This is a genomic window from Methylomagnum ishizawai (assembly GCF_900155475.1).
Classification (GTDB): domain Bacteria; phylum Pseudomonadota; class Gammaproteobacteria; order Methylococcales; family Methylococcaceae; genus Methylomagnum; species Methylomagnum ishizawai_A.
Map to the genome: position 1 here is coordinate 3,428,772 of NZ_FXAM01000001.1, position 26,728 is coordinate 3,455,499.

Consider the following 26,728-nt stretch of genomic DNA (forward strand, 5'->3'; position numbering starts at 1 on the left):
GAATCTTCAAAAACCGCACCCGGACCCCACCCGGCGCGGACGACCCATCTTTGCCGAACACAGGAGCGACAATGAGCCAAGACGACGTTTTGCCGGAATCCGCGCAGATCACCGAAGACCACGCCGCAGGAGCCGCCGAGACCCTTGAGCCAACCCCGGAAACCGAACGCCCGGCCGCCGCGCCGACCGGGGCCTTGGCCGAAGCCACCCGCAAAGCGGAAGAAAACTGGGAAAAATTCGTCCGCGCCCAGGCGGAAATGGACAATCTCCGCCGTCGCGCCGAGAAGGACGTGCAAGACGCCCGCAAATTCGCCATCGAGAAATTCGCCCGCGAACTCCTGACCGTGGTCGATAGCCTGGAACTCGGCCTGCAAGCCGCCACCGGCGACAACCCCGAGATCGGCAAACTGCGCGAAGGCATGGAACTCACCTTGAAGCAGTTGCTCGCCGCGCTGGAAAAGGCCAACGTCCGCCCCATCGACCCCGAAGGCGAGAAATTCAACCCGGAACTGCATCAAGCCATGGCGATGCAGCCCTCCGACACCGCCGCGCCCAACACCGTGATCAAGGTCTTCCAGAAAGGCTATCTGCTCAACGAACGCCTGCTGCGCCCGGCCATGGTGGTGATCGCCCAAGCCCAACCGCAAGCCGCCCCGCGCATCGACGAACAAGCTTGAAATCCTTGGCCCCACCCCCATATCGGTCCACAAGCTGGCATTCAACCCTGATATAGACAAGTTTGGAGAATTATTAAAATGGCAAAAATCATCGGTATCGACCTGGGCACCACCAATTCCTGCGTGGCCGTGCTGGAAGGGGGCAAGCCGCGGGTGATCGAAAACGCCGAGGGTGCGCGCACCACCCCGTCCATCGTGGCCTTCACCCCCGACAACGAAGTGCTGGTGGGCCAATCCGCCAAGCGCCAAGCCATCACCAACCCCAAGAACACCTTGTACGCGGTCAAGCGCCTGATCGGCCGCCGCTTCAAAGATGGCGTGGTGCAGAAGGACATCCACCTGGTGCCCTACAAGATCGCCGAGGCCGATAACGGCGATGCCTGGATCGAGGTCAATGGCCGCAAGATGGCCCCGCCGGAAATCTCCGCCCGCGTCTTGATGAAGATGAAGAAAGACGCGGAAGCCTTCCTGGGCGAGGAAGTCAAGGAAGCCGTCATCACCGTGCCGGCCTATTTCAACGATTCCCAGCGCCAAGCCACCAAGGACGCGGGCCGGATCGCCGGTCTCGAAGTCAAGCGCATCATCAACGAACCGACCGCCGCCGCGATGGCCTTCGGTCTCGACCGCAAGCACGGCGATATCAAGGTCGCCGTGTACGACCTGGGCGGCGGCACCTTCGATATTTCCATCATCGAAATCGCCGAGGTCGATGGCGAGCATCAGTTCGAGGTACTGTCCACCAATGGCGACACCCATCTGGGCGGCGAAGATTTCGACCTCCGCATCATCGACTACATCTGCGACGAGTTCAAAAAAGAGAACGGCATCGACCTGCACCACGATCCCTTGGCGCTGCAACGCCTGAAGGAAGCGGCGGAAAAGGCCAAGATCGAGCTATCCTCCAGCCAGCAGACCGAAATCAACCTGCCCTATGTCACCGCCGATGCGTCCGGTCCCAAGCATCTCAACCTGAAGCTGACCCGCGCCAAGCTGGAAGCCTTGGTCGAAGACCTGATCCTCCGCACCAAGGGTCCGTGCGAAACCGCGCTGAAGGACGCCGGCCTCAAGCCCAGCGAAATCAACGAGGTGATCCTGGTTGGTGGCCAGACCCGCATGCCCAAGGTCATGGATTTCGTGCGCGAAATCTTCGGCAAGGAACCGCGCAAGGACGTGAACCCGGACGAAGCCGTGGCCCTGGGCGCGGCGATCCAAGGCGGCGTGTTGGGTGGCCAAGTCAAGGACGTGCTGTTGCTGGACGTGACCCCGCTGTCCCTGGGCATCGAAACCCTGGGCGGCGTGATGACCAAGTTGATCGAAAAGAACACCACCATCCCGACCAAGCAGAATCAAGTATTCTCGACCGCCGAGGACGGGCAGACCGCCGTGACCATCCACGTCCTGCAAGGCGAACGCGAAATGGCTCGGGACAACAAATCGCTGGGCCGCTTCGACCTGAGCGATATCCCGCCCGCTTCCCGTGGCATCCCGCAGATCGAAGTGACCTTCGACATCGACGCCAACGGCATCCTGCATGTGTCCGCCAAGGACAAGGCCACCGGCAAGCAGCAATCGATCCGTATCACCGCCTCGTCCGGCCTCAGCGAGGAAGAAATCAAACGGATGGTGCAGGACGCCGAAATGCACGCCGAGGAAGATAAGAAGCTGCATGAACTGGTGACGACACGCAACCACGCCGACGCCATGATCCACGCCGCCAACAAGACCCTGCACGAACTCGGCGACAAGGTCCAGGCGGACGAAAAGAGCAAGATCGAAGCCGCGATCACGGAACTCAAGGACGCCATGAAGGGCGATGACAAGGAGGCCATCGAACGGAAAACCGAACATCTGACCGAGGTTTCCGGTAAACTCGCCGAACGTTTGTACGCCCAGCAAGGCGAAGCCGCAGGCGCGGCCTCGGCGGCGGGCGGTGCCCAATCCGAAGCCACCGGCGGCGGCAAGGGCGACCACGAGGATGTGGTGGACGCCGAGTTCGAGGAAGTCAAGGAAGACCGGAAGTAAGCCGCTCCTCCACCGCCCGCATGGCCCTGGCCGCCACGCGGGCTTTCCTAATTGCCACCGGCCCGATTCCATCGGTGGCCCGACCACCCGGCGGATGGGGCCGGATGGGGATCGAAACGAACAATCATGGCGAAAGAAGATTACTACGAACTGCTGGGCGTGCCGCGCAACGCCAGCGATGCCGATATCAAGCAAAGCTTTCGCCGCTTGGCGATGAAGTTCCACCCGGATCGCAACCAGAACAATCCGCAGGCGGAAGAGCAATTCAAGAAGATCAAGGAAGCCTACGACATCCTGTCCGACCCCAAGAAGCGCTCCGCCTACGACCAATTCGGCCATGCCGGGGTCGATCCTTCGATGGGCGCGGCGGGCGGACATGGTTTCGCCGGGGAAAGCTTCAGCGATATTTTCGGCGATGTGTTCGGGGATATCTTTGGTGGCGGCACCGGACGGCGGCGCGGCGGCAGCCGGGCGCAACGCGGTTCCGACCTGCGCTATAACCTGGAAATCAGCCTGGAGGAAGCCGTCGCCGGCACCGAGGTCAAAATCCGCGTCCCCACCTTCGTCAACTGCGAAGCCTGCGGCGGCACCGGGGCCAAGAAAGGCACCTCGCCCACCACCTGTTCCACCTGCCAAGGCCACGGTGTGGTGCGGATGCAGCAAGGTTTCTTCGCGGTGCAGCAAACCTGCCCCACCTGCCGCGGCACCGGCCAGATCATCAAAGACCCCTGCCGTTCCTGCAACGGCCAGGGCAAGGTCCAGGAAACCAAAACCCTATCGGTCAAAATCCCGGCAGGTGTCGATACCGGCGACCGCATCCGCTTGGGCGGCGAAGGCGAGGCTGGAGAAGCCGGTGGACCGCCGGGCGATTTGTATGTGCAAATCGCCGTCAAGGAACATCCCATCTTCACCCGCGACGGGGCCAACCTCTACTGCGAAGTCCCCATCAGCTTCCCCACCGCCTGCCTGGGCGGCGAATTGGAAGTGCCGACCCTGGACGGCAAGGTCGTCCTCAAGATTCCGCCGGAAACCCAGACCGGGCGCTTGTTCCGGCTCCGCGCCAAGGGTGTCAAGCCGGTGCGCGGCGGTCCCCCCGGCGATCTGATGTGCCGGGTCCGGGTCGAAACCCCGGTCCACCTCAACAAGGACCAGTTGGAACTCATCAAGAAGCTGGACGAATCCCTCAGCGGTGGCGGTAGCCACCACAGCCCCCAGGCCCATGGCTGGCTGGACGGGGTCAAGCAATTCTTCGACAAACTCGGGCTATAAAACCCGGTTCCCGACGGGCGCGGTTCCGCGCCCTTACCCATCACTTCCGTTCGAGAGACATCACAATGATCCGAGTTGGCATCATCGGCGCGGCCGGCCGCATGGGACACGCCTTGATCCGTGCCTGCGCCACCACCCCCGGCCTGACCCTGGCCGCCGCCATCGAAAGACCCGGTAGCCCGGCCATCGGCACCGACGCGGGCGAATTGGCCGGACAAGCCAAACTCGGCATTCCCGTCACCGACGACCTGGCCGCGGCCATCGACGGTATCGACGTCCTGATCGACTTCACCCGGCCCGAATCCAGCCTCGCCGCCCTCGCCCTCTGCCAAGCCCATGGCAAGCGCCTTGTCATCGGCACCACCGGCTTCGGCCCCGAACAGAAAGCCGCGATCGAACAAGCCGCGCAAACCCTCCCGATCATGCTGGCCCCCAATATGAGCGTCGGTGTGAACCTCTGTCTCAAACTGCTGGAAATCGCCGCCAAGATCATCGGCGATAACACCGATATCGAAATCATCGAAGCCCACCATCGCCACAAGGTGGATGCGCCCTCCGGCACCGCGCTGCGCATGGGCGAAGTGGTCGCCGCCGCCCTGGGCCGCGATCTCAAGCAATGTGCCGTCTATGGCCGCGAAGGCCACACCGGCGAACGCGACCCGAAAAGCATCGGCTTCTCGGTGATCCGGGCCGGCGATATCGTGGGCGAACATACGGTCATGTTCGCCGACGAAGGCGAGCGCGTGGAAATCACCCACAACGCCTCCAGCCGCGCGACCTTCGCCAAAGGAGCCATGCGCGCCGCGCTCTGGCTGGCGGAAACCCCGGCCGGGCTCTACGACATGCAGGATGTCCTGGGACTCAAAAACTATTGAGCCATGCCCCGGATAACCCCAACCATGGGGTTATCCCCTTCCCTTGCCAAGCCCTAGGCACCGAAGGAATCGTCCGCCATGCGTATCCTATTCATCCATCGCAATTTTCCCGGACAATTCCTCTATCTCACCACCTATCTTTCCCGGCAGCCCCAGGTCGAGGTGGTTTTCATCACCCAGCGCCAGGATAACCATATCCCCAATGTGCGCAAGCTCCTATACCAGCCGGTTGCCGACCGGGAGTACCACAGCCACCATTATCTGCGTGAATACCATGATTGGATCGCCCATGGGCAAGGCGTGGCGAAGGCGGCACAGCGATTAAAACAAGAAGGGTTCATCCCGGATATTATCTACGCCCATGTGTGGGGTGGGGAATTATTCATCAAGGATATTTACCCCGATGTTCCTATGCTGGGTTATTTCGAGTGGTATACCCATGCCCATGGCAGCGACTTGGATTTCGATCCGGCAACCCGCCTATCGCTGGATAATCTGCACGAAGTCAGGATCAAAAACTCGCCGAAACTCGTGAGCCTGACGAACTGCGACCATGCGCTCACTCCCACCCAATGGCAGTTCGAACAATTTCCCCAACCATTCCACCCCAAGTTTTCCGTCATCCATGACGGCGTATGCACGAATTTCTACCACCCCGAACCCGAGGCCAAATTGATTATCCCGCGCCTGGGCCTGGATTTATCGGGTACACAAGAAATCGTAACCTATGCCACCTCGGGCATGGAACCCTACCGGGGGTTTCCGCAATTCATGCAAGCGGCTGCCATCATCCAGCACCGCCGACCCCGCTGTCATATTGTAGTGGGTGGGAACGACGCCACTTTCTATAGCCAAAAGCGACCCGACGGTAAAACCTATAAGGAGTATTTTTTAGAAACCCTGAACCTGGACCTTGACCGCATCCATTTCATAGGCTTCCTCGAGCTTGCCGCCTATGCCAAATTACTGCGAGCATCGAGGGTGCATATCTATCTGAGCTACCCTTATATCCTGTCGTGGTCTTTGATCGAAGCACTGGCCTCCGGTTGCCTGGTGATCGCGTCCGATACCGCGCCGGTACGTGAGGTTGTGGAAGATGGGAAAAACGGTTGGCTGGTGGATTTTTTCTCGCCGGAAGCCATCGCGGACAAAGTAGATGAATGTCTCGATCATTTCAACCGTTTCCCAGCAATCCGGGAACAAGCCAGGGCAACCGCCATTGATCGCTATGATGTGCAAAAAATGATGGGGAAAACATTAGACTTAATCAAGCAGATGATGGCCTGAATAATATTAGTCCAACTTTTTATATACTGAAAAGTCTCTTTGAATTCCCCCATCATGACTTTCAGTCGACATCATCCGCTTACAATATGGCAATAATAGCTCGGAAACCGCTTGATGCATTTCCGGTGATGGGTATTTAGTATTATATTTCAACCCATCGCGATTAGCGCATGGCAATCCAGTGGTTTTATTCGTCAAGCGTTGTGGCAATCCAGGTTTGGTGCCGTATTCCACATAGTAATCATAAAAAGGTTTGATTCGCTCCACAATATCCTGATGAATCAATTCTGGGAATCCAGCCGCCCCTTCAAGCACCGATCCCGACATACTCCGACAGCTTTTCCCGGAAAACCATAGCAATATTTTTGGAACCTTTAAATACCTTGATATATTTATATATCCGTCAATATATTTTTCAACCATATTGACATATGAATCATAAAATGCGGCTTTATTTTTACGATACAATTCGGCATAGAGGTCTTGCGATTCATGAGCAAAAACCCCATAGTCATTGCCCAATCGACTTGTCCCAGCGGAAAGTCCCGACATCACTAAAACAATAACAAATCTACCTTTATTACAAATATCCAGTATCCACCGATTACCCGGTTCAGCAAAGAATTCCACACCGCTACCACAAACCCCTAAATTTAATCCGTTAATATCTAGGTATTTTTCCAACAACGATGGATATGGCTTATCAACAAACCTGCCACAGGTATATTCCTGACCAATGCAGGAAAAATACCCATTCTTCAATAAAGTAGCTTCGCCACCTCTAACCCATAACTTTTTATCAGACAATTCATCCAAAGCCGCAACAAAATTATAGTCGACAATTTCTATATCTTTTTCCTGCCAAGAGGACTTTACCGAGTAATCAAGTTCATAAGCCTGCCCAGAATAAATAACTGTGGCCACAGTCTCAGCCTCACTCGTATAATGCGACCCTTTTTCGATGGAATCGCCCACCAAGGCTGAAGTGGCAGTTCCTCTTTGGTCAGCAAAAAAATGCTGGGGCTTCATTATATATTTCTTCCTGAATCTTTCACAGATTTGTTCTGACAACTCGGATCGCAACACCTTTGTGTTGGTTTTAAGCTTATCCAAAGCATTAAATTTATCCTCGACACCCAAAAAATCCAGAACTTCTTTCAAAGCTTTTTTTGGATTTTCCGTTAGGCACTCATAATCAACAATCAAAGGCACTACGTTATGAGCATTTACAAGGCTATCTAAATATTCATATTGACCATTAATGTCATCATATAGCCTATACACATCATCCAAAAAATTATCGCTAAAAACAGTCTCTTCCAATTTTTTAGAGTATTCCTTTTTCTTCGCTTCGTCATAAATATGCCAAACACTTGTTTTTTGAGCGATGCATGCCGAAACAGCCTGGGCAACTCTGTCGCTCCGATTTAGGTATATAAATTTTTGAAAAATCTCGCTAAATATATCCTGAAAACCAAATCCAGCCTTTTGAAAATCACATAAAAAATGAGCTATGAACTTTGTTCCAAAAACTCCATTCTCAGTCATCCCGCTCCCCATAAGCTTACGCAGAGCCTCCATATAATCAAACTTGCATTTCAGTGCCAATGTCGCCGAAGCTTGACGGACATGTTCTCCGGGATAACCTAGGATTCCAGTCGATTGCAAAAGATTACAGAAATACGTTGACCCCGCACGCGGGGCTGTAATTATGGCATAAGATAATATAGGTTTTTTTAGCATAATTGGATTTGCATCCAATAAATCCCTACCAGACAAAAAGTTTACAAAAACATCCGAAAAAAGCTTAAGAATAGGTACCACTAAATTTATTTCTTTTAAACCCTCTGCAGTCAAATCAAAAAAATACTTCTCGTTATATATAGACGCCACTATTACAGCCGAAACATGAAAGGCTGTGCTGGCTGAACTTAAACCACAAAATTCACCATCAACAACCGCCAAATCATAGAGCAATATATATGGCTGCACACCTAGTTTTTCCCTTAAATAATTTACTATTTCAGTGTCAGCGATTATTAATATATTTCTGAGTTCAGCTATTTTTTTATAAAATCCGTTTTCACCCAGGTGATCCATGATTAACTTAACATTCACACTTCCTCCCCATCTATCTCATCAACCTCCCAATTGCAATCGATTTTAATATACCTAAAAACCAGCCCTTTCAAAGTGCCCCCGACTTATCCTTAAGTAGTTGGTAAGTCGAGACATGGGGCTGTTTTGGGTCGTAAGGCGGCTTGGATTTTGGCTGTTTGGGGCCCCTCGAATGCTTCCTCAGAGCGCGGAGATTGACGTTGCGGGCGGTTTCGCGCAGCCAGGCGGCGAACCCGGACGGGGTGCGGGCGGCGACGGATACCCAATCCAAGGCCTCGCCCAGCTGGACGAGGGCGAGGAAGGTGGCGGCGATCTCGTGGGAAATGTAATACCCGGAAACATCCTTGGATACCGGCTTTGGGTGGACGCAATCCAGCGCCGAGATCATCACCGAGGAAATGTTATAGGCCACCAGGGCCAGGGCGAATCCGAACAGGGCGGCCTTGGGATAGGCCAGGGTTTCGATCTCGGAATTGAAATGTCTTTCGACGTGTTGGAACGCGGTTTCCAGGGTCCACCTTCGGCGGTAAAGGTCGGCGATGGTGGTGGCGGGAATGTCGGCGGGCAGATCGGTGATCATATCGATGAATAGGTCGCCATCGCGGGTGGGTTTTTCGAGTTCGACGCGCACCAGGCGATACCCCCGCCCGGCCACCGTCACCGGCTTTTCCAGTATCCGCCGCCCTTGGCTTTCCTCGACGGGGAAAACAGGGCTTGTTCGGTGAGGGGCAGGTTCCGGTGCAGGCGTATCAAGGCATAGGCCCCGTGGTGGCGGAGCTGGTTGAGAAAGCCCTCCGTGCAGAAGTTGCGGTCGGCGATCCACAGTTCCCCGGCCCGGATGGCGCGGGCCACGGCGCCGAGCAGGCGGCGTTCCTGGGCGTGGCCGTCCTCGCAGGGGAACACGTCCCGCATCAGGCGGCGCTCCGGGTCGAACACCACCAGCGACTTGCCCGGCAATGCGCCGCCGCCGACCTCCCGGTGGACGCGGACCGGGTATCCCGGCAACCAGGGTTCGGGAATAAAACCCAAGGCATCGAGGATAGCCGACAGATCTTCCGAGGTATCGCGCAACAAGGCCTGGGATACGGATAATTCCACGCCCTTGAGTTTCTCGTACAGCGCGGATACGGTGACGCCCAGGGGTTCCGGGTGTTTTTGATAAGCCGCGTTGATCGAGGGATGGATTTTCAGGACCACGCTCAGCATGAGGTCGCACACGGTCGAGAATAGGATTTCGCGGGTGTATTGTTCTTTCGCGTTGTCCAGGAAAATCCGGTCCAGCCTCTCCGCCGAAAAGCAGCGTTCAAGCAGGCCATACAGCAGGCACGACAGGGGCATTTTCTGGCGGAATAGCTCTAGCATTGGTCTCGACTCGTCGTATAGATATTTCCGCCCTGGATAATACTATTGATCATTTCAGTTTGAAAGGGCTGGCCCTAAAACACTTGAACTATTTTTGCGCCTCGATAGAAGAAGCAAGATGAGCCAACATTGAAACAATAACAATGCCTCGCCTGCGAGAATCCATAGCATCTGATTCCATAAAGCCATCGCTAACTATAGTTATATCCACTATACCCCCCTCAGATACATCTAATTTCGCATACAAATCAATCTTCTCCCCCATTGCCAAGTTTCCAGCAATCCACTTCCTTTTATTACATATAAGCGTAATATTATTACCAGCATACTTAATTGATGAATCCGGATTCCATAGAGCGAACTCCAAGCCGCCCACATGATGAATAGCTTTACATATAATCCGCAATTCACGGGTCATCCAACCATCCACCCATAAAATACCTTCAACCGTTGTCACCACCAAGTTTGGAATACTCACAACGGACTCTGATTCTTTACTCATTGGCACTCCCCATTATAGCCTTTAATATTTTTTCAAAATCTCCCCTAAACCTACTGGGCGAACAGCGAATAGACAAACCCTGTAGTGCCGACGCCCTTACCTTTTCCCAAAGCTCTTGATTAGTGTAAGCAGAAACTACCGTATCCGCGAACGCACCCGGAGAAAAATCCTTAGCCACAAAACAAGTTGTATGATTTTCAGAATCAGATTCCGCAAGTTGGGCTGCTAAAATGGGTGTTACTACCGCTGGCAATCCCAAGCCCATTGCCTCATGCACCTTATGAGGTATACCAGCAGCCACACGAGTCGGTGCGATAAACAACTTTGCCTGTTCAAAATATGGCGATAAATTTTTGACAGGCCCGATAAAATCAAAACCTTCCCCTCTCAATAAATTGGGAACGTCAATCTTTGGATTCCAATAGCCAATTATTTTTACATTTATCTCAGGAAAACTCTTTTTTATGAGCGGAAATACTTTATTAGCAAACCAAATCAATGAATCGTAGTTGGGCGACTCTTCGTTATGTACAGCGCCACAAAACAACAAACCATCACGTTGCTCGAACTTTGTCGCCATAGGCCTAATAGCGATTTTATGTCCCAATAAATGGATGGGTGCAGATGCTATTCGATTGATTAACTTTTGGTCGAGTTGATTGACAGCCACGAAGTTATCTATCATAGCTGTGTGTCCTTTCAACTCTTTTTCCAACTGGGAGACAGGAATCGATTCTTCAAGGCAAGATAGGTCAGGAGTTCCCCCATTGGCTAATTCTTTCGTTAACCAGCGTCTTACCGAAGCCAGTGCTTCGGTATCCAGAATTACTTTACCATTTGGATTTTCTATACGCCATTTAGAAATAGCATCGGCGTATCCAGATAAATTATGAGTACGGCATAGCCATATCAAATCAATGTTTCTAGGCGACTTCAAAATGAAAGGCGCGAAACCCTTTAAGCTATCATCTTCAGAGTAAATAATTTCGCAAAATGGTAGATCTATAGGTTCAATTCCCGGCAGCTTTTTATAAACCCAAACTTTGACCCACCACCCATGCTCGACGAACTCCCGGACAATATCCTCGCTTCGACACAAGCCAGAACCAAGCTCTTTACGCGGCATAAAATCTTCGATCAACAAGACCTTGGGCATCTTGTTCTGCGAACGGTCTGAAGCAATCTCGGCATTGGCCACAGAAGGTCTATGCTGTTTTGACAAGAACTTATGATTTTTCTTGACAAGCTTAACCCTGTTTCTTGCCATCAACGCCGTAGATATTGTGCTTGGACGCCCTTTACTATAACTAGCATATTCATAATGGAAAACATTTATTCCTGGATCGTATACAACTCGCCTGCCTGCCTCCCATATCCTGGCACACAAATCCGTTTCCTCATAATATCCAGGCGTAAACTGCTCATCAAATCCATTTAAGCTTCTAAATAAATCGCTTTCCACGGCCAAAAAACAACCAGAGCAATAATCTACATCGCGTTGGAATTTAAAACGGAGAGATAAGGGATGATCACCACGCCCATAACCCCACGCCGACCCATCACTCCAAATAATGCCTCCAGCCTCTTGAATTTCACAATTCAATTTAATAATTTTCCCTCCAACCGCGCCAACGCCTTGTGCCACGTCGAAAATCTCTAAGACTCTTTCAAGCGATCCCGGAAGGATTTCAATATCATTATTCAAAAATACAAGGATTTTACCTTTAGCGGCATGGACACCGGAGTTACAAGCCGCTGGATAGCCCAACGGCTGGTCGAACCTGATTAGCTTTATACCCGAGACATACTTTTTAATTTCAACAGTCAAATCAGAAGAACCATTATCAACAACAATCACTTCGGCCAAGGCTTCTTGGCTGGATTTTATAAAAAGCTCCAACTGCTTTAACAAGCTAATCGTAAAATCAAAATGATCTATAACAGGTATAATTATAGAAATCCTAGGTTCTTCGAACTCTGGAATAATGATGCTACACCCCGCTTTGACTGACGCAGCTTGAATTTGACAACGCTTTTCATAAAGAGATTTCGCAGCTTCTTCCGACACCGACATATTTATTAATGGGGCGCAAGCTTTCAAATTCTCCTTGATGCCTATCGCTAAAAAATGTTCGAACGCGCCCAGATAGCCATATCTTTTTATTTCATCTATGACCTGTGGATTATGTTCTAAATAATATTTAGTGTCGAAAAATCGATTAGGATTCCGACCTTCACTAATCCCGTGGTATATAAAATGGATTAGCGCATTTGCAGCACCTTGTTTTCCGGTATCACTTATATCATTTACATCCCTATTATTTCTCGCATAAAACTCAACATCAAAGTCGGGGAATGGAATTTTCCCATCCTTCATCCCACGCTCCATATAATGCTGAAAATATGATTCAAACTCAGACGACGGACCAATTGCTTCTTTTATATCGGCATAACGTGAAGCATACCATTCCAGATCAAACAAAGGCGTACAAGCCACCCCCACGGCATTACCATAAGTTATAAAATCAAAAAATGAGTCGCGCACTGGCTTGCGGCCCAATTGCTGGAGATAAAAGTTTTTATTGAAAAACGGGGATGGACCATGCAAAAAAGCATCGTTCCCGACCTTGCGGATATAGTATTGATAGCCGGAAACCAAGTTACCGGTCTCAACCACTTGGCGCACTTCTAAAACCTTATCAAGGAAATATTTTTCATCGAACAACCAGTGGGGAGAAAGGCATTTAGCCGCGCCATATCGGAAATAATCCTCAATAATTCCCCAAGCGGGTTGACGCTGCAAGTATTTTGATTGCTGGGCGTAATAACGGGCACAAAAATATGGTGATGGGCTGCAAAGCTTATCCTGGGCCATCTGATCGAAGTGTTCCTGATAGTTTTGGAACCGCCCACTTTGGATTGCAAGGACAGCTTCGGGGTGTCTTTCTTTGTACCAAGCTACATCCAGCCTGAACTCACGCATCATGTAAAGTTCCTTTCTTGCGCTGCCGGATGAGTTTTTGTCATTAGCCATATAACAACACCATTTCTAATATTTTAGCCGCCGATTAACAATTTTGATAATTTGGTTTCTGCACATTCCAACAAATCCAGGGAGGAATTTTTACCTGTAACCCAAATCTACCCGGATAGATTGCAATATCTGCCCTACCCTAACCGCAATATTTTGCGGAAATTCCTCTTTCGCACCGATGGCACGGTTTATATCTATGGCTTCCAAAGTTTTCCTCGATTTCCGGGGTACTTGTAGCCACATCTCAAAATCCTGTAAGACTTTGGTGGGCTGGCTTAGTACGTCCTCGAATCTAAAGCTAAAATATTTAGCCCGGCCCTGATCTCCCAACTCCCGCACAAACTCCATGCCCAAGCTTAATTGATGTAAGGTAGTATAAGCCATATGGATCGCGGGGTGATCGAATTGGATCAGGAACGTTGATCGATTAGCCGCCCGATACGCCAACGGCAGGGTGATCCTTCCAATCTGGTTATCCAGACGCGCCGTCATATGGGTACGCCGGAGGCAGGTATCCATAGGCTCCCGCAATAATTGGATATAGCGGGCCTTGGGAAAAGCGGCCCGCAACTCGGGCAGGATAAACAGGTTTTCAGGCAGTTTGAAGCCCCATAAGCGCCTCTGCCCGCTGCTGGCTTGCTCCAGCATCCTGGCGGCAGCCAAGCGCAGTTTAGGCACGGCCAAGGCTTGCTGCCAAGCCGATGGACATCGATATTTGCCCATCAAGGTTTCATATACCGCCATCACCATATCCAGGCAATCGCCGGAGGCATTGACCTGCTTGCCCATATAGATACCATGATCTTCCGCCAAGATCGATAATAAGCGGGAGCCCCCACCACCCTTGGCGAGCAGGATAATCGGGGCGTCAATATCCGCGAGCAATGCTTGCGGATATTGCCCGAGCAACTTGCCAGGATCCTGCCAACCCATATAGAGGGTATTGATCGTGCGGAATGGCGCATACTGCTGCCAGCGATAATTGATATATTCGTCGCAGCAGTTTTTATCGGCTTTGTAGGCGAAATTGGCGCGGTCCCGTACTTTGGTGGAATCATGAGCGGTTTGGATGGGTTTGCCTTGGTCGTCCCGGTATTTGTGTATGGTGGGGGCATCGATCACATAGCAGGCATGGCCCCGCTCCCTGGCCGTAAATACCAGGCTTACACAGACCCCATGTATCCCCGGCAATAGATCATCCGCCCTCGACCCTTGGGATTTGCGGACCAGCATGAAATGCTCGTCGATGAACTCCGCCTGGGCGAATAACCGGCCTTGGGTGAAAGTATTGCGATAGGTTTTAGGATCGCTCCAATGCCCCACAAACCGGCCCGATGCCAGATTGCCCGCGACGCCGACAATCCCCCAGTTTGGATCGGCGGTTTCCAAGGACTCCAGGGATTGCTCGAACCGCGCCTGCCAACCTGGCTGCAAGTATACGTCCTCGTGGGCGATGGCGATTAACTCATGCTCGGCGGCAGCGATACCCGCGTTGATTGCCGCGGAGAGGTTGGCATAAAACAGGTTGGCCGTATTATCGATGACCACGGTTTGGTTAAGCGGGTCCACAGCGCAGGGCGAAAGGGCGAAATTATGCTCGAACTCGTCAGAAAACTTGACGACGACGAAACTAATCGGGCGCGTGGGCGGTTTCGAGGCCGGAGCAATGATGGGGAAATCCCGCATGATTTGAAACTGGTAATCTCGATGGGTTTCGGTTTTAAGCGGCGGCGACATACCTTAATCCAAGCCGACGCATCGTTTTCTACGATAAGAGCGAAACCCTTCCATCATACACGAGCGCCAACGCCTCGCGCCATGGCGGGTCCACCCCGCAAGCGTGCTATTGTTGGCCGGCATCCAACCCTTGGAAAAACCTCCACCTTATGAACATCCGAATCCATCCTGTTCCCGGCCCGCGCACCCTCCGCCGGTGGCATCGTCCCATCGGCCTGGTCCTTTGCCTATTGGTTTGTCTCCCTCAAGTCCACGCCGCGGCGCGGCCATCCCAAGCGGCCATCGCCAGCGCCCATCCACTCGCCACCCAGGCGGGCTTGGACATACTCGGCCAGGGCGGCAACGCCTTCGATGCCGCCGTCGCGGTCGGCGCGACCCTGGCGGTGGTGGAACCGGCGGGTTCCGGGCTGGGTGGCGGGGGGCTTTGGTTGTTGCGCCGGGGCGCGGATGGCAAGGAAATCCTGCTCGATGGACGGGAACGGGCACCCTTGGCCGCGGCGCGGGATATGTACCTGGACAAGGCGGGCCAACCCATCCCCGGCTTGTCCATCGACGGGGCTTTGGCGGCGGCGATTCCCGGTATGCCCGCCGCCTTGGTCCATCTGGCCGAGCATTATGGGCACTTGCCGCTCGCCACTTCGCTGGCACCGGCCATCCGCCATGCCGAGGCGGGTTTCGCCCTGGGGGAACGGCATCTCCGCCTGCTCGGACCCCGCGCCGAAGCCCTGCGCCGCCATCCGGCGGCGGCGGCGATCTTCCTGCCCGGCGGCGCGGTCCCGCGCTCCGGGGACACTTTGGTACAGCGGGATTTGGCCGACAGTTTGCGGAAGTTGGCCCGGCAGGGCAAGGCGGGTTTCTATGGCGGGACGACCGCCGCAGCCTTGGTCGAAGGCGTGCGGGCGGCGGGCGGCATCTGGACCCTGGACGACCTCGCCGGCTACCGGGTGGTGGAACGGCCCCCCGTCCATGGCGATTACCAGGGCATCCGCATCACCACGGCGGCACCGCCCTCGGCGGGCGGCGTCGGCCTGGTGGAAATGCTGAATATGCTGTCGGCCTACGACCTGAACCACGCGCCCGCGATTACCCGCAAACACCTGATCGTGGAAGCCATGCGCCGGGCCTATCACGACCGGGAAACCTACCTGGGCGACCCCGATGCCGTCGCCATGCCGATCCTGCGCCTGTTAAGCCCCAATTATGCGGCCGGCCTGAGTTCGACGATCCGCCCCGACCGGGCCTTGCCCAGCGCGGCGCTGAGCGATACCGCCCGGCCCCAGCCGGTCGGCGACAATACCACCCATTACTCGATCCTGGACCGGGAAGGCAACGCCGTGGCCGCGACCCTGAGCATCAATTATGGCTTCGGCTCCGGCTTCGTGGCACCGGGCACGGGGGTGTTGCTGAACGACGAGATGGACGATTTCTCGATCAAGCCGGGCTCGCCCAACATCTATGGATTGGTGGGCGGCGAGGCCAACGCGATAGCCCCCGGCAAGCGCATGTTGTCCAGCATGACCCCGACCTTCCTCGACGACGGCGACCGCCTGGGCTTGCTCGGCACTCCGGGCGGTAGCCGCATCGTATCGATGGTGCTGCTGGCGGCGCTGGATTTCGCCCAGGGCCACGGACCCGCTTCCTGGGTCGCAGTGCCGAGGTTCCATCACCAATACCTGCCGGATGTGGTCGAATATGAAAGCGGGGGCTTGACCGAGGCGGAACAAAACGGCTTGCGGCAACTCGGCCACAGTTTGAAGGCCGTGGACCGCCGTTATGGCGATATGCAGGCGGTGTTGTGGGACCGGAGGGCCGACCGGGTGGAAGCCGCCAGCGACCCGCGCGGCGAAGGCGCGGCCCGGCTGCGCTGAACCCCGGCGCTCACAGGCTGCCGAAAGAAATCCGGTGGCCGGCGATGGTCAGCACATCCCCGGCCTGCAGGATGGCCTCGCGGACCTTGTTGCCGTTGACGCGCAAGGGACGCCAGCCACCCTCGTGGACCACCCTGTAGCCATATTGCTGTTTGACGATGGAAAGTTGTTCGCCCTTGACGAACCAACCATCGATACGCAAATCGCAGCGGCTGCCCCGGCCCACCACGGTCAATTCCTTGTCCAAGGGCACCACCTTGCGGCGCACGCCTTCCAGCACCAGGACCATATTGCCCTTTTCGCTGCGTTGTACGTACTGGGCCACCATGTCGCGCCGCACGAAGCAGGTGGCGTCGCCTTCGTCCTGAGGCTCGGCGGGCTTGTCGACATTGGCGGCGACGCTCTGATGGGTGTGGCCGCTGCCGTAGTCGTCGAACAGCAGGGTATGCTTGCCGATGACGATGCGGTCCTGGTGTTTGAGCGCCTGGGTGTAGGTCCGCTGGCCGTTCAAGAAGGTGCCGTTGGCCGATTGGTTGTCCTCGATCATCCATTGCCCATGGAGGCTCTTGAACAAACAATGCCGCCGCGACACCGCCAGATTGTCGATCACGATATCGCAATCAGGGGCGCGCCCCACGGCATACTCCTCCTGCGACTCCAAGGGGAATTCCGATTGGAGGCTGCCACCGAAAAACACCTGAATCTTGGCCATGATCGATTCCTCGCCGGGCGGTTCGCGCAATGGATGGAAATCCCGGCCGGCATCCCAAACCCCGGCCCGGGTGGGTTAGGCGGCGGCGCTATCGGCCCGTTGCCGGTAGAGGCTGGCATCGACCGCCGCCGCCATGGCGGCTTCGTCCAGGCCACCGCCCAGGAAACGGTTGATCTGGGTGGCCACGGCCAGCGAATCGTGCAAAGCCTCGTGATAGCCTATCGACAGCACGCTGACCCGGTCGGGATGGGCGGCCAGCACGGCACGCACATTGTCCACCTGCTTGAGATAGGCCGCCGCCAATTGCCGCTCGGAAAGGCGCGCGCCGTCCTGGCCCAGGCTTTTCAGCATCGCGGCCTGGGAGGCGACGATTTCCTTGAGCGGGCGCTCCATGAACACGATGCGGTAAACATGGCCCATCGGCAGTTGGTCCAGGAGCGGGGCGATGATCTTGACCGCCTTGCCCTGGGCGTCGTCCAGCCAGGTGTTATCGGGATTCAGGACCAGTTGCTTGACCCGCTCCAATTCGTAATAGCCCCGCGGATTGCTCTCGTCGGCGACCCGCTCGCCATCGGTGAGGATGGACACACCGCCCGCCGCCAGCATCTGCATCGCCATCGACGTGCCCGAGCGCGGCAACCCGGAGACCACCACGATATCCCGGCCCAAGGGCGGCAGGGCCTCCAGGACCGACAAATCCGCCACCGAGGCGGCCCGGTGCATATCGAGGTCCAGTTTCAAATCCACGTCATCGGGCAGTGGCTCACCGGCCAGATAGGCGGCGATCCGCGCCTCGGCGGCCTTGGCCAGCGCCCGGTGTTCGGCGGCCTTGTCGAATTGTTCGCGGCTGCGGTAGATATCGGCCAGCAAGCTGTGCGCGGCGGGATAGACCGGATTTTGGGCCAGGGCGGTTTGCAGGGCGGTGATGGCCTCGTCCTTGCGCCCAAGCCAGACCAGGGCGCGACCGCACACATAATGGGCCAGCGGATTGTGGAACACCATGCCGATGGAGGCCAAGGCTTCCTCCAAGGCCTTGCGGGGCCGGCGGCTATGCAGGTGGCAACGCGCCAAACCCAGCCGGGGCGCGGGATTGACCGGATCGATGGCCAGCACCTCGTTCAGGCAGGCCTCGGCTTCGCGCCAACGTCCCAGCGCCATATAGGCCTTGGCCCGGCCCAGGTAAAGGCTGGGCCGGTTGTGCAATTGGACGTGTTCGGCCTTGGTGAACTCCACCAAGGCCAGGTCGTATTCCTGCTCGGCCATATAGACCAAGGCCAGCAGGAACGGAAAGACCGCGTTGTTGAAACTCGCCTTGCGGCGTAGGTCGCCGATCCGGGTTTGCTGGTCCTCGGTCAGGTCGGTGAAATTCTTGTCCTTCCATTCCTGGGACAGCTTTTGTAACTCCTCCAGGGCCACGGCGGCATAGCGCTGTTTTTCCCGGAACAAGCGCTCGTAAGCGACCCTGGCTTCCTTGGGCCGGCTCAACCCCAGATGGCATTCCAGCAGTTTGACCCCGAAACGGCTCTCGTCGGGGAATTCGTTCCACAGTTCCTCGAAGGACCGGGCCGCTTCCACCAATTGCTTGGCATCGAACAAATCCCGCGCCAGGTTATAGCGGAGTTCCTTGATGGTATTGGCCAGCGCGGTCTCGCGGTCCTCGTCGAGCTTTTCGATATAGCCAAGCTTCACCAGTTGTTTCAAGGCTTCGGTCTCGTCCACCGGGTCGGTTTGCATACCGGGCGGATGCATACCGGCATCGCCGGGCAGGCTGTCCCAGCTTTCGATATATTCCACCTCGGGCACCGCCGCGAAGGCGTTCAACAAGGGCTTACCGTCCATGTCCCGGCCCAAGGGCAGGCCATAGAGGCTGAGGATGGTGGGGGTCACGTCCAGCAGGCTGGCCCCGTAGATCAATTGGTCCCGCTTCAGGCCCGGCCCCTTCATGGCGATGATGCCGAAGTCGCGGTGTTCCTCGGCGGGCCCGGCGGGTTCGTTGGGGAGTTCTTTGGGCCGGAGGTGGTCGGGATGGAATCCATGATCGGACACGATGATGACGGTGGTGTCCTCGCCCGCCAGATGCAGCAAAGTGCCCAGCATCAAATCATGGAACTGGTACCCCGCGTTGACCACCTCGCGGTAGAGTTCGAAATCCTCTTCGGGCACCCAATCCAGCCGCGGCGGGTGGTATTTCATGAAGCCGTGGCAGAAATGGTCGATGCCATCGTAGTACACCCCCATGAAATCCCAGGGTTCGAGTTGCATCAGGGCGGTGGCCGCAGCGTGGATGCTGGCGTTCTCGGCGATGATGGTGCCGAGGATAGACAGCCGCCTGTCCTTCCCTTGATCTATTTCGGCGGCTCTCGGCACAAAGGACAGCAAGATTTCGGGGTCTAACTCACCCGTATGGACCCGGAATTCCGCCAAAGGATCGGCCAAATGGGGAGGATGCACGGTGCCAGGGCGCATCGGCCAAGGTTGGTCCAAGCCGCCCACGACCTGCTGATAATGATTGGAAACCATCACGCCATCGATGGGTTCGGCGGGATGGGAAGGCCACCATCCGACCACATTGGACTTCAAGCCCTGCTGGTGCAGGATATTCCACAGTGCCTTGCACTTGCGGCCCAAATTGGTGACCGGGCGGACCGAACCCGATTTGGGATCGGGCTCGGCGAAGCCATGGATGCCGTGTTTATAAGCGCGCTTGCCGGTCGCGATGGAAGTCCACAGCATCGGGGACAACACCGGATATAGGGTCGAAAGATTGCCCATGACCCCCTGGGACACGAACTTCTCCAGGTTGGGCATCTTGCCCGCGTCCATGAGCGGAGAAATCACTTTCCAATCCGCCGCGTCCCAGCCGATCAACAGTACTTTAGGTGCCATGGGAAATCCTTCGTGTGGTCGTTTCAGTGGGATGGCCGGGGCTGGACCATGGGTCGATGGGCAATACATCGATTGCGCGGGATTCGGCCCTCCCCGCCGGGTTTCGATCCGGGTCTCCTATGCGGAGGCCGCGACAAAAGGGGAAGTGGCATGGGATGGGTCGGCCTTGGACCAAGGCGTTTCGGGGCGGGCGCTAGCGCTTAGTATAGTGCTGGAATGCGGAGGGACGACGGGTAAGGGCCGTCCCTTTTCATGGAAGCTTGAACGAATCAGGTCGCAAGCGCCTTGCTGTCCATGGTGGACTTCTTGCGCGCCCGCCAAGCCCGGATACCTCCCGCGCCCATGCCGATCAAAGCCAAGGCGGCGGTGGAAGGTTCGGGAACCCTAACGTCGGGGGCCGGCACGTTATATGCCCACTGCACGATTGTGAAGGAATGGTTGGTCGAATTCATGTTGATCTGGGCCCATCCATACGCATCGCTACCGTCATGCAAGAAAGCGAAATTGATATAGTTGTCGCCATTATCAACGAACTGTTGCAGGTACTGCCCGGCAACCGTCCCACCGCCTTTACCCACAGGCCGCTTCCACCACATTGTGCGGTAGGCCTGGGCACCGGCCTTCATATCGCCATCCCCTTTAAAAGCATAACCAGCTCTGGTCCCTAAAAGATTGGCGCTTTTGTTGGCCGAACCCACGTTGACCATCCGGGCAAGGGTTCTCCATTTGCCGGTACCGAGGGGCTTCGTAGTCGAATGCCCTGTGGCCATTTTTACGGCGATGCCACGACCATTGGTCGCGCTTTTCATGAAAATTTTACCGCCATCCCCAGGGAACAACTGGAAATCAAGGACGCTATCACCGTCCACGTCCCAGCCTTTGGCCGAACCGCCGATGTCGGCCAGGCTCAGGGTCAACCCCGCGGAACTGCCACATCCCGCAGCAGCGGTACCGGTACAGGAAACTATCCCAGCCTGGGCAACGGCCATGGGGAGCAAGTACAAGGATGATAAAGAGCCGGCCGTCAAAGCCAGCTTGGTGCCGTAAGAAGATTGCCGATCTTCTTGATTGCCGTTTTTGTTGGACATCGGGTGTATCCCCTATATTGGTAGCGATTAATCGTGGCTTAACTAATTGCGATGCGTTTGGGAGCGGAGCGACAAACGCGGTCTCGAATTTATTCACGGTGCAATATATACACTAAAAGCAAGAAGCTCGGCAATTAAAACCGACAAACCCGCCCAATTTTGACCCACTACCCAGCACCACCCCGGCCTATGTCTACCGATTCATAGGTTTTTGTAAAAAAAACAATAATCACGCCGTTTGAGATAAAGACCGAAAGCCATACCTCCCCGATGGAAATAAAACGACACTTCAACGTGGCACCCACCGGCCCCGAATCCGGCACAGCGCATCGAAACAGTTTCGCAAAGAGTACCGTTTTTGCGAAATAGCCCACTTCGTTTGCCGCTCGCACCTTATCCTCTTTAACGCCGACAGTTCCCTTCCGCCAAGGGCAAAACCGCCAAAAGGTGGTGGCATCAAACCATCGGACTATGGAGGCCAAGGCCGTAGCGGGATCGCCAGATAAGAACCCGTCCGAAACGACACGGCCAAGGCGAAACCCACTCCCGCAAACCGGCACGGACGCCGCTCCCGATAGCGGGCCATGGCCTGGAATCCGGCACCCCGTTTGGCCCGCCGCCAAAGGCAACGCCGCCATGGGACTGACTCCTCAGCGATGCCCGGCGGCGGACCCGACCAAGCCGGGCGACGACCTCCACCGCATCGACGAGACCGGCCAATCCAGTCCGCCCCCGAGGAGAACCGTGCGCCGCCCCGGCAGGGCGGAACGGGTGGTCGGCGGCAGCACGGCCATGATCGACCTGGCCGCCCGCGAGACCCATATGCCATCCACGGCGTCAAGCTGGGGATAATCCTGATCCACGCCGGTAAAATCGCCTACGATAAAACCAATCCCAAGCGTGGCAATACCTTATGCCGCCTCATCAATAAATCAAGCCAATATTAGACAACCCCCGCTTGCTACGCGACGCCTATAATGCCGATGAGACCGTGGCGCTGGTCGCCAATACCACTTCTCGCGGAATGAACTGGTAAATATCCACAGATTGCCCCGGCCTCGGCGAATACGTCTACGCCTTGGTGAGCCAGGATTGCGCCACAGGTTATTACGTCTTCGGTCATAATCCGGGTTGTCCCCCACGCCGGGTTCGTGGATACCTCCCAGAATCCACCCCATACCCCCAAAACCACCATGGGCATGGACGGCGTGGTGAACGGGAACGATCCGCGCCTCCCCAAGACGTAGCAAAGCCGCCGACCGGAACCCAGTCGGCGGCTTCTTCTGGAACAGGGGGTAGGCGTGATGTTCCGTCCTGGAAGGACGGAAATCAGGCTTCGGCGGACAGCTTGGCGATGGCCTCGCGGGCCAGTGGGTCCAGACCTTCGCCGCCCCGCCCCAGGTGCTGGATCACCGCCCTACGCATACGGGGATCCCAGAATTTGCGGAGATGCTCGTAGACCCCCGCGACCGCCGTCTCGTGGTCGGGTTCGGAACTGAAGAAATTGCCGATATCGTTGGCCATTTTGACCAGGTTTTCTATTTCCATCGCTCAAGAATCATGGGAGTTGTGGATCAATCGATGCGGATTGGCATAAACCACATGGTCGTCGTCGCGGGCGAAGCCAATCAGCGTGAAGCCGGTGTCCAGCGCCAAGCGCACGGCCAGGCCGGTAGGGGCCGAAATCGCAGCCATGCAAGCGATGCCGACCGAGGCGCATTTCTGGACCATCTCGTAGCTGGCCCGGCTGGTCACCAGCGCGAACCCCGCGTTGAAATCGGTGCCCTTTCGTGCCAAGGCGCCGATGAGTTTGTCTAGGGCGTTATGGCGGCCAATGTCCTCTCGTACCAGGACGACGCCTTTCCCCGGCACCGCGAAAGCCGCGGCGTGGACCGCCCCGGTGATGCGGTTGAGCCGCTGGTGTCCTCGCAATTCGGCCAGGCAGCGGGCCAGTTCCACCGCGTCGACCAAGACGCCCGGACCAACCGGGGCGGGCCTGCGCATGGCTTGCTGGAGGGTTTGGGCACCGCAGAGTCCGCAGCCGGTGCGACCCGTCATATTGCGGCCCTTATCGGGCAAGGTATCGCAGCGGGAAGGTTCGATACGCATCCTGACCTCGATGCCCTCCGAGCGCTGATAGACGCGGATGGCATGCATTTCGCCGGGCGCAGCGAGAATGCCTTCCGTAAGGCTGAAGCCCAAGGCGAAATCTTCCAGGTCCAACGGCGTCGCCAGCATGACCACATGCGGCTGGCCATTGTACATCAGGGCGATAGGGGCTTCCTCGGCGATGCAGTCTTCCAGGCTAGCATGATCGCCACCGCGCCACTGCTCGACCGGACTCAGCCTATAACTGGGCCAACCCAAGTCGGCGGCGGGGTCCACAGCGGATACCTCAGGCGGAAGCGGCCACGCGCTGATCCAACAGCGATAGCTGCTCTTCGGTGAACTCCTGGTACTGGCGCTGCCACTCGGACGGCCCGGCCACCTTGGTCACCTGCACTGCGGTCACTTTGTATTCCGGGCAGTTGGTGGCCCAATCGGAATTGTCCGTGGTGATGACGTTGGCCCCGGATTCGGGGAAGTGGAAGGTGGTATAGACCACGCCCGGCTGTACCCGCTCGGTAATCAAGGCCCGCAGCACGGTTTCGCCCGCACGGCTTTTGATGCCAACCCAATCGCCATCCTTTACCCCGCGTTGTTCGGCGTCGTGGGCATGGATTTCCAAGCGGTCTTCCGAATGCCACATCGAATTCATGGTGCGGCGAGTCTGGGCACCGACGTTGTATTGGGACAGGATACGACCCGTGGTCAGGATCAAGGGATAACGGCTGCTGGTACGTTCCTGGGTCGGCACGTATTCGGTCAGCAGGAACCGGCCCTTGCCACGCACGAACTCGTCGATGTGCATGGTCGGCGTGCCGTTCGGCGCCTTTTCGTTGCAAGGCCATTGAACGCTGCCGAGTTCGTCCAGCTTGGCGAAACTGACCCCGGTGAAGGTCGGCACCAAGCGGGCGATCTCGTCCATGATCTCGGAGGCATGCTTGTAGTTCATGGGATAGCCCAGGGCGTTCGCCAGCAGCTGGGTCACTTCCCAATCCTCATAGCCCGCCAAAGGTGGCATTACCCGGCGCACCGGGGAAATCCGCCGTTCGGCATTGGTGAAGGTGCCGCTTTTTTCCAGGAAGGAAGCACCGGGCAGGAATACATGGGCGAACTTGGCGGTTTCGTTTAGGAACAAATCCTGCACCACCACGCATTCCATCGCCCGCAAAGCCGCGTGGACATGCTGGGTGTCGGGATCGGACTGGGCGATGTCCTCGCCTTCGCAATACAGTCCCTTGAAGCTGCCGTCCAAGGCCGCGCCGAACATGTTGGGAATCCTCAGTCCCGGTTCGGATTCCAGACTCACACCCCAGGCTTGTTCCAACACGGCGCGGGTCTCAGAATCGGACACATGGCGGTAGCCGGGAAATTCGTGCGGGAAAGAACCCATATCGCAGGAGCCCTGCACATTGTTCTGGCCGCGCAAGGGATTCACACCCACGCCTTCGCGACCGATATTGCCGGTCGCCATCGCTAGATTGGCGATGCCAATCACAGTGGTCGAACCTTGGCTGTGTTCGGTCACACCCAGACCATAATAAATAGCCGCGTTGCCGCCGGTGGCGTAGAGACGCGCCGCCTGCCGGACCAGTTCCGCTGGCACGCCGGTGGTGGATTCGCTGGCCTCCGGGGAATTGCGCTCCTCGCCGACGAACGCTTTCCATTTCTCGTAGGAAGCCACTTCGCAGCGCGCCAAGGCGAACTCGTCGTTGGCCAAGCCTTCGGCCACGATCACATGGGCCAGGGCATTCACCAAAGCCACGTTGGTGCCGGGCCGGAGTTTCAGATGGTAATCGGCCTTGACGTGGGCTGACTTCACCAGATCGATATCGCGCGGATCGGCCACGATCAGCTTGGCCCCTTGGCGGATACGCCGCTTCATCATCGAACCGAACACCGGATGGCCATCGGTGGGATTGGCCCCAATCACCAGGATCACATCGGATTGCATCACCGAATCGAAAGTCTGGGTACCCGCCGATTCGCCCAAAGTCTGCTTGAGGCCATAGCCGGTCGGCGAATGGCAAACACGGGCGCAGGTATCGACATTGTTATTGCCGAAAGCGGCGCGGATCAGCTTTTGGACCAAATAGGCTTCTTCGTTGGTGCAACGACTGGAGGTCAAACCACCGACCGACTGGCGGCCATATTGCCCTTGGATGCGCTTGAATTCGGAAGCCGCATAATTGATGGCTTCTTCCCAGGAAACCTCTTGCCAAGGATCGTTGATGCTCTTACGGATCATCGGCGATTTGATGCGGTCCTTGTGGGTCGCGTAGCCGAAAGCGAACCGGCCCTTCACGCAGGAATGGCCGTGGTTGGCATGGCCGTCCTTGTTCGGCACCATACGCACCACTTCGCTGCCCTTCATCTCGGCCTTGAAGGAACAGCCCACACCACAATAGGCGCAGGTGGTCACGACGCTATGTTCGGGCTGGCCCCGGTCGATGACCGTTTTTTCCATCAAGGTCGCGGTCGGACAGGCTTGCACGCAAGCGCCACAGGAGACGCATTCGGACTGCATGAAGGCTTGGTTCTGGCTCGGCGACACCTTGGACTCAAAGCCGCGACCATCCAAGGTCAGGGCGAAAGTGCCCTGCACTTCTTCGCAAGCCCTGACGCAGCGCGAACAAACGATGCACTTGGAAGGATCGAAGCTGAAATAGGGATTGCTGGCGTCCTTCTCGGATTTGAGGTGGTTTTCGCCTTCGTAGCCGTAGCGCACTTCGCGCAGACCCACGGCCCCGGCCATGTCCTGCAATTCGCAATTGCCGTTGGCGGCGCAGGTCAGGCAGTCCAGCGGATGATCGGAGATATAAAGCTCCATCACCCCGCGCCGCACATTGGCAAGCCGGTCGTTCTGGGTAGAAACTTTCATGCCTTCGGCCACCGGCGTGGTGCAGGACGCGGGTAGGCCACGTCCGCCCTCGATCTGCACCAGGCACAGGCGGCAGGAACCGAACGGTTCCAGGCTATCGGTGGCGCAGAGTTTGGGAATTTGGATGCCGATGCTGGCCGCGGCCCGCATGACCGAAGTGCCTTCGGGCACGGTGGCGGTGAAGCCGTCGATTTCCAATGTGACCTGCTTGGTGGAACCGCTGGCCGGTGTGCCGTAATCGTAATCGCGCATTGCCATGGGATTGACTCCTCGAAATCCTGAGATGGGATGGACCCCGCAACGCCTG

19 protein-coding genes are annotated in these 26,728 nt (G+C 56.4%); 7 read left to right on the forward strand and 12 right to left on the reverse strand.

Going from position 1 to position 26,728, the window contains the following annotated elements; genetic code table 11:
• Nucleotides 1-71 precede the first annotated feature (71 nt).
• From grpE to B9N93_RS15345, 5 genes are all read left to right on the forward strand, one after another.
• Nucleotides 72-677, forward strand: coding sequence for a nucleotide exchange factor GrpE (gene grpE, locus B9N93_RS15325; protein ID WP_085215136.1), 606 nt, complete (start codon nt 72-74; stop codon nt 675-677).
• Nucleotides 678-755: 78 nt separating this feature from the next.
• Complete coding sequence (gene dnaK, locus B9N93_RS15330; protein ID WP_085215138.1) at nt 756-2,699, forward strand: molecular chaperone DnaK; 1,944 nt, start codon at nt 756-758, stop codon at nt 2,697-2,699.
• A gap of 126 nt (nt 2,700-2,825) precedes the next feature.
• The gene (gene dnaJ / locus B9N93_RS15335; RefSeq protein WP_085215140.1) at nt 2,826-3,968 is read left to right on the forward strand and encodes a molecular chaperone DnaJ; all 1,143 of its coding nucleotides are present in this window, start codon (nt 2,826-2,828) and stop codon (nt 3,966-3,968) included.
• 65 nt (nt 3,969-4,033) lie between these two features.
• On the forward strand, nt 4,034-4,843 hold the full coding sequence (gene dapB, locus B9N93_RS15340; RefSeq protein ID WP_085215141.1) for a 4-hydroxy-tetrahydrodipicolinate reductase: 810 nt from the start codon (nt 4,034-4,036) through the stop codon (nt 4,841-4,843).
• A 78-nt stretch (nt 4,844-4,921) separates the two neighbouring features.
• Nucleotides 4,922-6,130: a glycosyltransferase gene (locus B9N93_RS15345; RefSeq protein WP_085215142.1), complete on the forward strand. Its 1,209-nt coding sequence runs from the start codon at nt 4,922-4,924 to the stop codon at nt 6,128-6,130.
• A gap of 6 nt (nt 6,131-6,136) precedes the next feature.
• Here the strand turns inward: B9N93_RS15345 and B9N93_RS15350 are convergent, their stop codons facing one another.
• The 6 genes from B9N93_RS15350 to B9N93_RS15370 form a co-directional block, all read right to left on the reverse strand.
• Nucleotides 6,137-8,248 (reverse strand): Stf0 family sulfotransferase, encoded by a 2,112-nt coding sequence (locus B9N93_RS15350; protein WP_125469013.1) that lies wholly within the window; start codon nt 8,246-8,248, stop codon nt 6,137-6,139.
• Between the two features lie 70 nt (nt 8,249-8,318).
• Complete coding sequence (locus B9N93_RS15355; RefSeq protein WP_085215144.1) at nt 8,319-8,909, reverse strand: transposase; 591 nt, start codon at nt 8,907-8,909, stop codon at nt 8,319-8,321.
• Nucleotides 8,906-9,610: a transposase gene (locus B9N93_RS15360; protein ID WP_085215145.1), complete on the reverse strand. Its 705-nt coding sequence runs from the start codon at nt 9,608-9,610 to the stop codon at nt 8,906-8,908. Before B9N93_RS15360 ends, B9N93_RS15355 begins: the two co-directional genes overlap by 4 nt.
• 88 nt (nt 9,611-9,698) lie before the next feature.
• A complete protein-coding gene (locus tag B9N93_RS24825; protein ID WP_125469014.1) occupies nt 9,699-10,112 on the reverse strand; it encodes a hypothetical protein in 414 nt (137 codons plus the stop codon).
• Nucleotides 10,105-13,146 carry a glycosyltransferase gene (locus tag B9N93_RS15365; RefSeq protein WP_085215146.1) on the reverse strand — a complete coding sequence of 1,014 codons (3,042 nt, stop codon included), beginning with the start codon at nt 13,144-13,146 and terminating at the stop codon, nt 10,105-10,107. The genes B9N93_RS24825 and B9N93_RS15365 overlap by 8 nt, the downstream gene beginning before the upstream one ends.
• Before the next feature lie 90 nt (nt 13,147-13,236).
• Nucleotides 13,237-14,883, reverse strand: a complete 1,647-nt coding sequence (locus B9N93_RS15370; RefSeq protein ID WP_085215147.1) for a sulfotransferase — start codon at nt 14,881-14,883, stop codon at nt 13,237-13,239.
• Nucleotides 14,884-15,032: 149 nt separating this feature from the next.
• Between B9N93_RS15370 and ggt the strand changes: the two genes are divergently transcribed.
• Complete coding sequence (gene ggt, locus B9N93_RS15375) at nt 15,033-16,751, forward strand: gamma-glutamyltransferase (RefSeq protein WP_085215148.1); 1,719 nt, start codon at nt 15,033-15,035, stop codon at nt 16,749-16,751.
• A gap of 10 nt (nt 16,752-16,761) precedes the next feature.
• Here the strand turns inward: ggt and B9N93_RS15380 are convergent, their stop codons facing one another.
• The 3 genes from B9N93_RS15380 to B9N93_RS15390 all read right to left on the reverse strand — a co-directional run bounded on the left by B9N93_RS15380 (nt 16,762) and on the right by B9N93_RS15390 (nt 21,437).
• Nucleotides 16,762-17,463, reverse strand: coding sequence for an FHA domain-containing protein (locus B9N93_RS15380; RefSeq protein ID WP_125469015.1), 702 nt, complete (start codon nt 17,461-17,463; stop codon nt 16,762-16,764).
• A gap of 75 nt (nt 17,464-17,538) precedes the next feature.
• Nucleotides 17,539-20,349 carry an alkaline phosphatase family protein gene (locus tag B9N93_RS15385; RefSeq protein ID WP_085215150.1) on the reverse strand — a complete coding sequence of 937 codons (2,811 nt, stop codon included), beginning with the start codon at nt 20,347-20,349 and terminating at the stop codon, nt 17,539-17,541.
• Between the two features lie 269 nt (nt 20,350-20,618).
• Nucleotides 20,619-21,437: a PEP-CTERM sorting domain-containing protein gene (locus tag B9N93_RS15390; RefSeq protein ID WP_085215151.1), complete on the reverse strand. Its 819-nt coding sequence runs from the start codon at nt 21,435-21,437 to the stop codon at nt 20,619-20,621.
• Nucleotides 21,438-22,073: 636 nt separating this feature from the next.
• Here B9N93_RS15390 and B9N93_RS15395 point away from each other — a divergent pair.
• Nucleotides 22,074-22,289 carry a hypothetical protein gene (locus B9N93_RS15395; RefSeq protein ID WP_085215152.1) on the forward strand — a complete coding sequence of 72 codons (216 nt, stop codon included), beginning with the start codon at nt 22,074-22,076 and terminating at the stop codon, nt 22,287-22,289.
• Between the two features lie 477 nt (nt 22,290-22,766).
• Here the strand turns inward: B9N93_RS15395 and B9N93_RS15400 are convergent, their stop codons facing one another.
• The 3 genes from B9N93_RS15400 to fdhF are packed head-to-tail and all read right to left on the reverse strand — an operon-like array spanning nt 22,767 to nt 26,679.
• Nucleotides 22,767-22,985, reverse strand: coding sequence for a formate dehydrogenase subunit delta (locus B9N93_RS15400; RefSeq protein WP_085215153.1), 219 nt, complete (start codon nt 22,983-22,985; stop codon nt 22,767-22,769).
• Between the two features lie 3 nt (nt 22,986-22,988).
• Nucleotides 22,989-23,822, reverse strand: a complete 834-nt coding sequence (fdhD, locus tag B9N93_RS15405) for a formate dehydrogenase accessory sulfurtransferase FdhD (RefSeq protein ID WP_085215154.1) — start codon at nt 23,820-23,822, stop codon at nt 22,989-22,991.
• A 10-nt stretch (nt 23,823-23,832) separates the two neighbouring features.
• Nucleotides 23,833-26,679 (reverse strand): formate dehydrogenase subunit alpha, encoded by a 2,847-nt coding sequence (fdhF, locus tag B9N93_RS15410; RefSeq protein WP_085215155.1) that lies wholly within the window; start codon nt 26,677-26,679, stop codon nt 23,833-23,835.
• Nucleotides 26,680-26,728: the final 49 nt, after the last annotated feature.

What these genes read in the sequence shown, in the direction of transcription:
- grpE (WP_085215136.1), top strand. Translation starts at nt 72, where the DNA reads ATGAGCCAAGACGACGTTTTGCCGGAATCCGCGCAGATCACCGAAGAC.
- dnaK (WP_085215138.1), top strand. Translation starts at nt 756, where the DNA reads ATGGCAAAAATCATCGGTATCGACCTGGGCACCACCAATTCCTGCGTG.
- dnaJ (WP_085215140.1), top strand. Translation starts at nt 2,826, where the DNA reads ATGGCGAAAGAAGATTACTACGAACTGCTGGGCGTGCCGCGCAACGCC.
- dapB (WP_085215141.1), top strand. Translation starts at nt 4,034, where the DNA reads ATGATCCGAGTTGGCATCATCGGCGCGGCCGGCCGCATGGGACACGCC.
- B9N93_RS15345 (WP_085215142.1), top strand. Translation starts at nt 4,922, where the DNA reads ATGCGTATCCTATTCATCCATCGCAATTTTCCCGGACAATTCCTCTAT.
- B9N93_RS15360 (WP_085215145.1), bottom strand. Translation starts at nt 9,610, where the DNA reads ATGCTAGAGCTATTCCGCCAGAAAATGCCCCTGTCGTGCCTGCTGTAT.
- B9N93_RS24825 (WP_125469014.1), bottom strand. Translation starts at nt 10,112, where the DNA reads ATGAGTAAAGAATCAGAGTCCGTTGTGAGTATTCCAAACTTGGTGGTG.
- B9N93_RS15365 (WP_085215146.1), bottom strand. Translation starts at nt 13,146, where the DNA reads ATGGCTAATGACAAAAACTCATCCGGCAGCGCAAGAAAGGAACTTTAC.
- B9N93_RS15370 (WP_085215147.1), bottom strand. Translation starts at nt 14,883, where the DNA reads ATGTCGCCGCCGCTTAAAACCGAAACCCATCGAGATTACCAGTTTCAA.
- ggt (WP_085215148.1), top strand. Translation starts at nt 15,033, where the DNA reads ATGAACATCCGAATCCATCCTGTTCCCGGCCCGCGCACCCTCCGCCGG.
- B9N93_RS15380 (WP_125469015.1), bottom strand. Translation starts at nt 17,463, where the DNA reads ATGGCCAAGATTCAGGTGTTTTTCGGTGGCAGCCTCCAATCGGAATTC.
- B9N93_RS15385 (WP_085215150.1), bottom strand. Translation starts at nt 20,349, where the DNA reads ATGGCACCTAAAGTACTGTTGATCGGCTGGGACGCGGCGGATTGGAAA.
- B9N93_RS15390 (WP_085215151.1), bottom strand. Translation starts at nt 21,437, where the DNA reads ATGTCCAACAAAAACGGCAATCAAGAAGATCGGCAATCTTCTTACGGC.
- B9N93_RS15395 (WP_085215152.1), top strand. Translation starts at nt 22,074, where the DNA reads ATGGGACTGACTCCTCAGCGATGCCCGGCGGCGGACCCGACCAAGCCG.
- B9N93_RS15400 (WP_085215153.1), bottom strand. Translation starts at nt 22,985, where the DNA reads ATGGAAATAGAAAACCTGGTCAAAATGGCCAACGATATCGGCAATTTC.
- fdhF (WP_085215155.1), bottom strand. Translation starts at nt 26,679, where the DNA reads ATGGCAATGCGCGATTACGATTACGGCACACCGGCCAGCGGTTCCACC.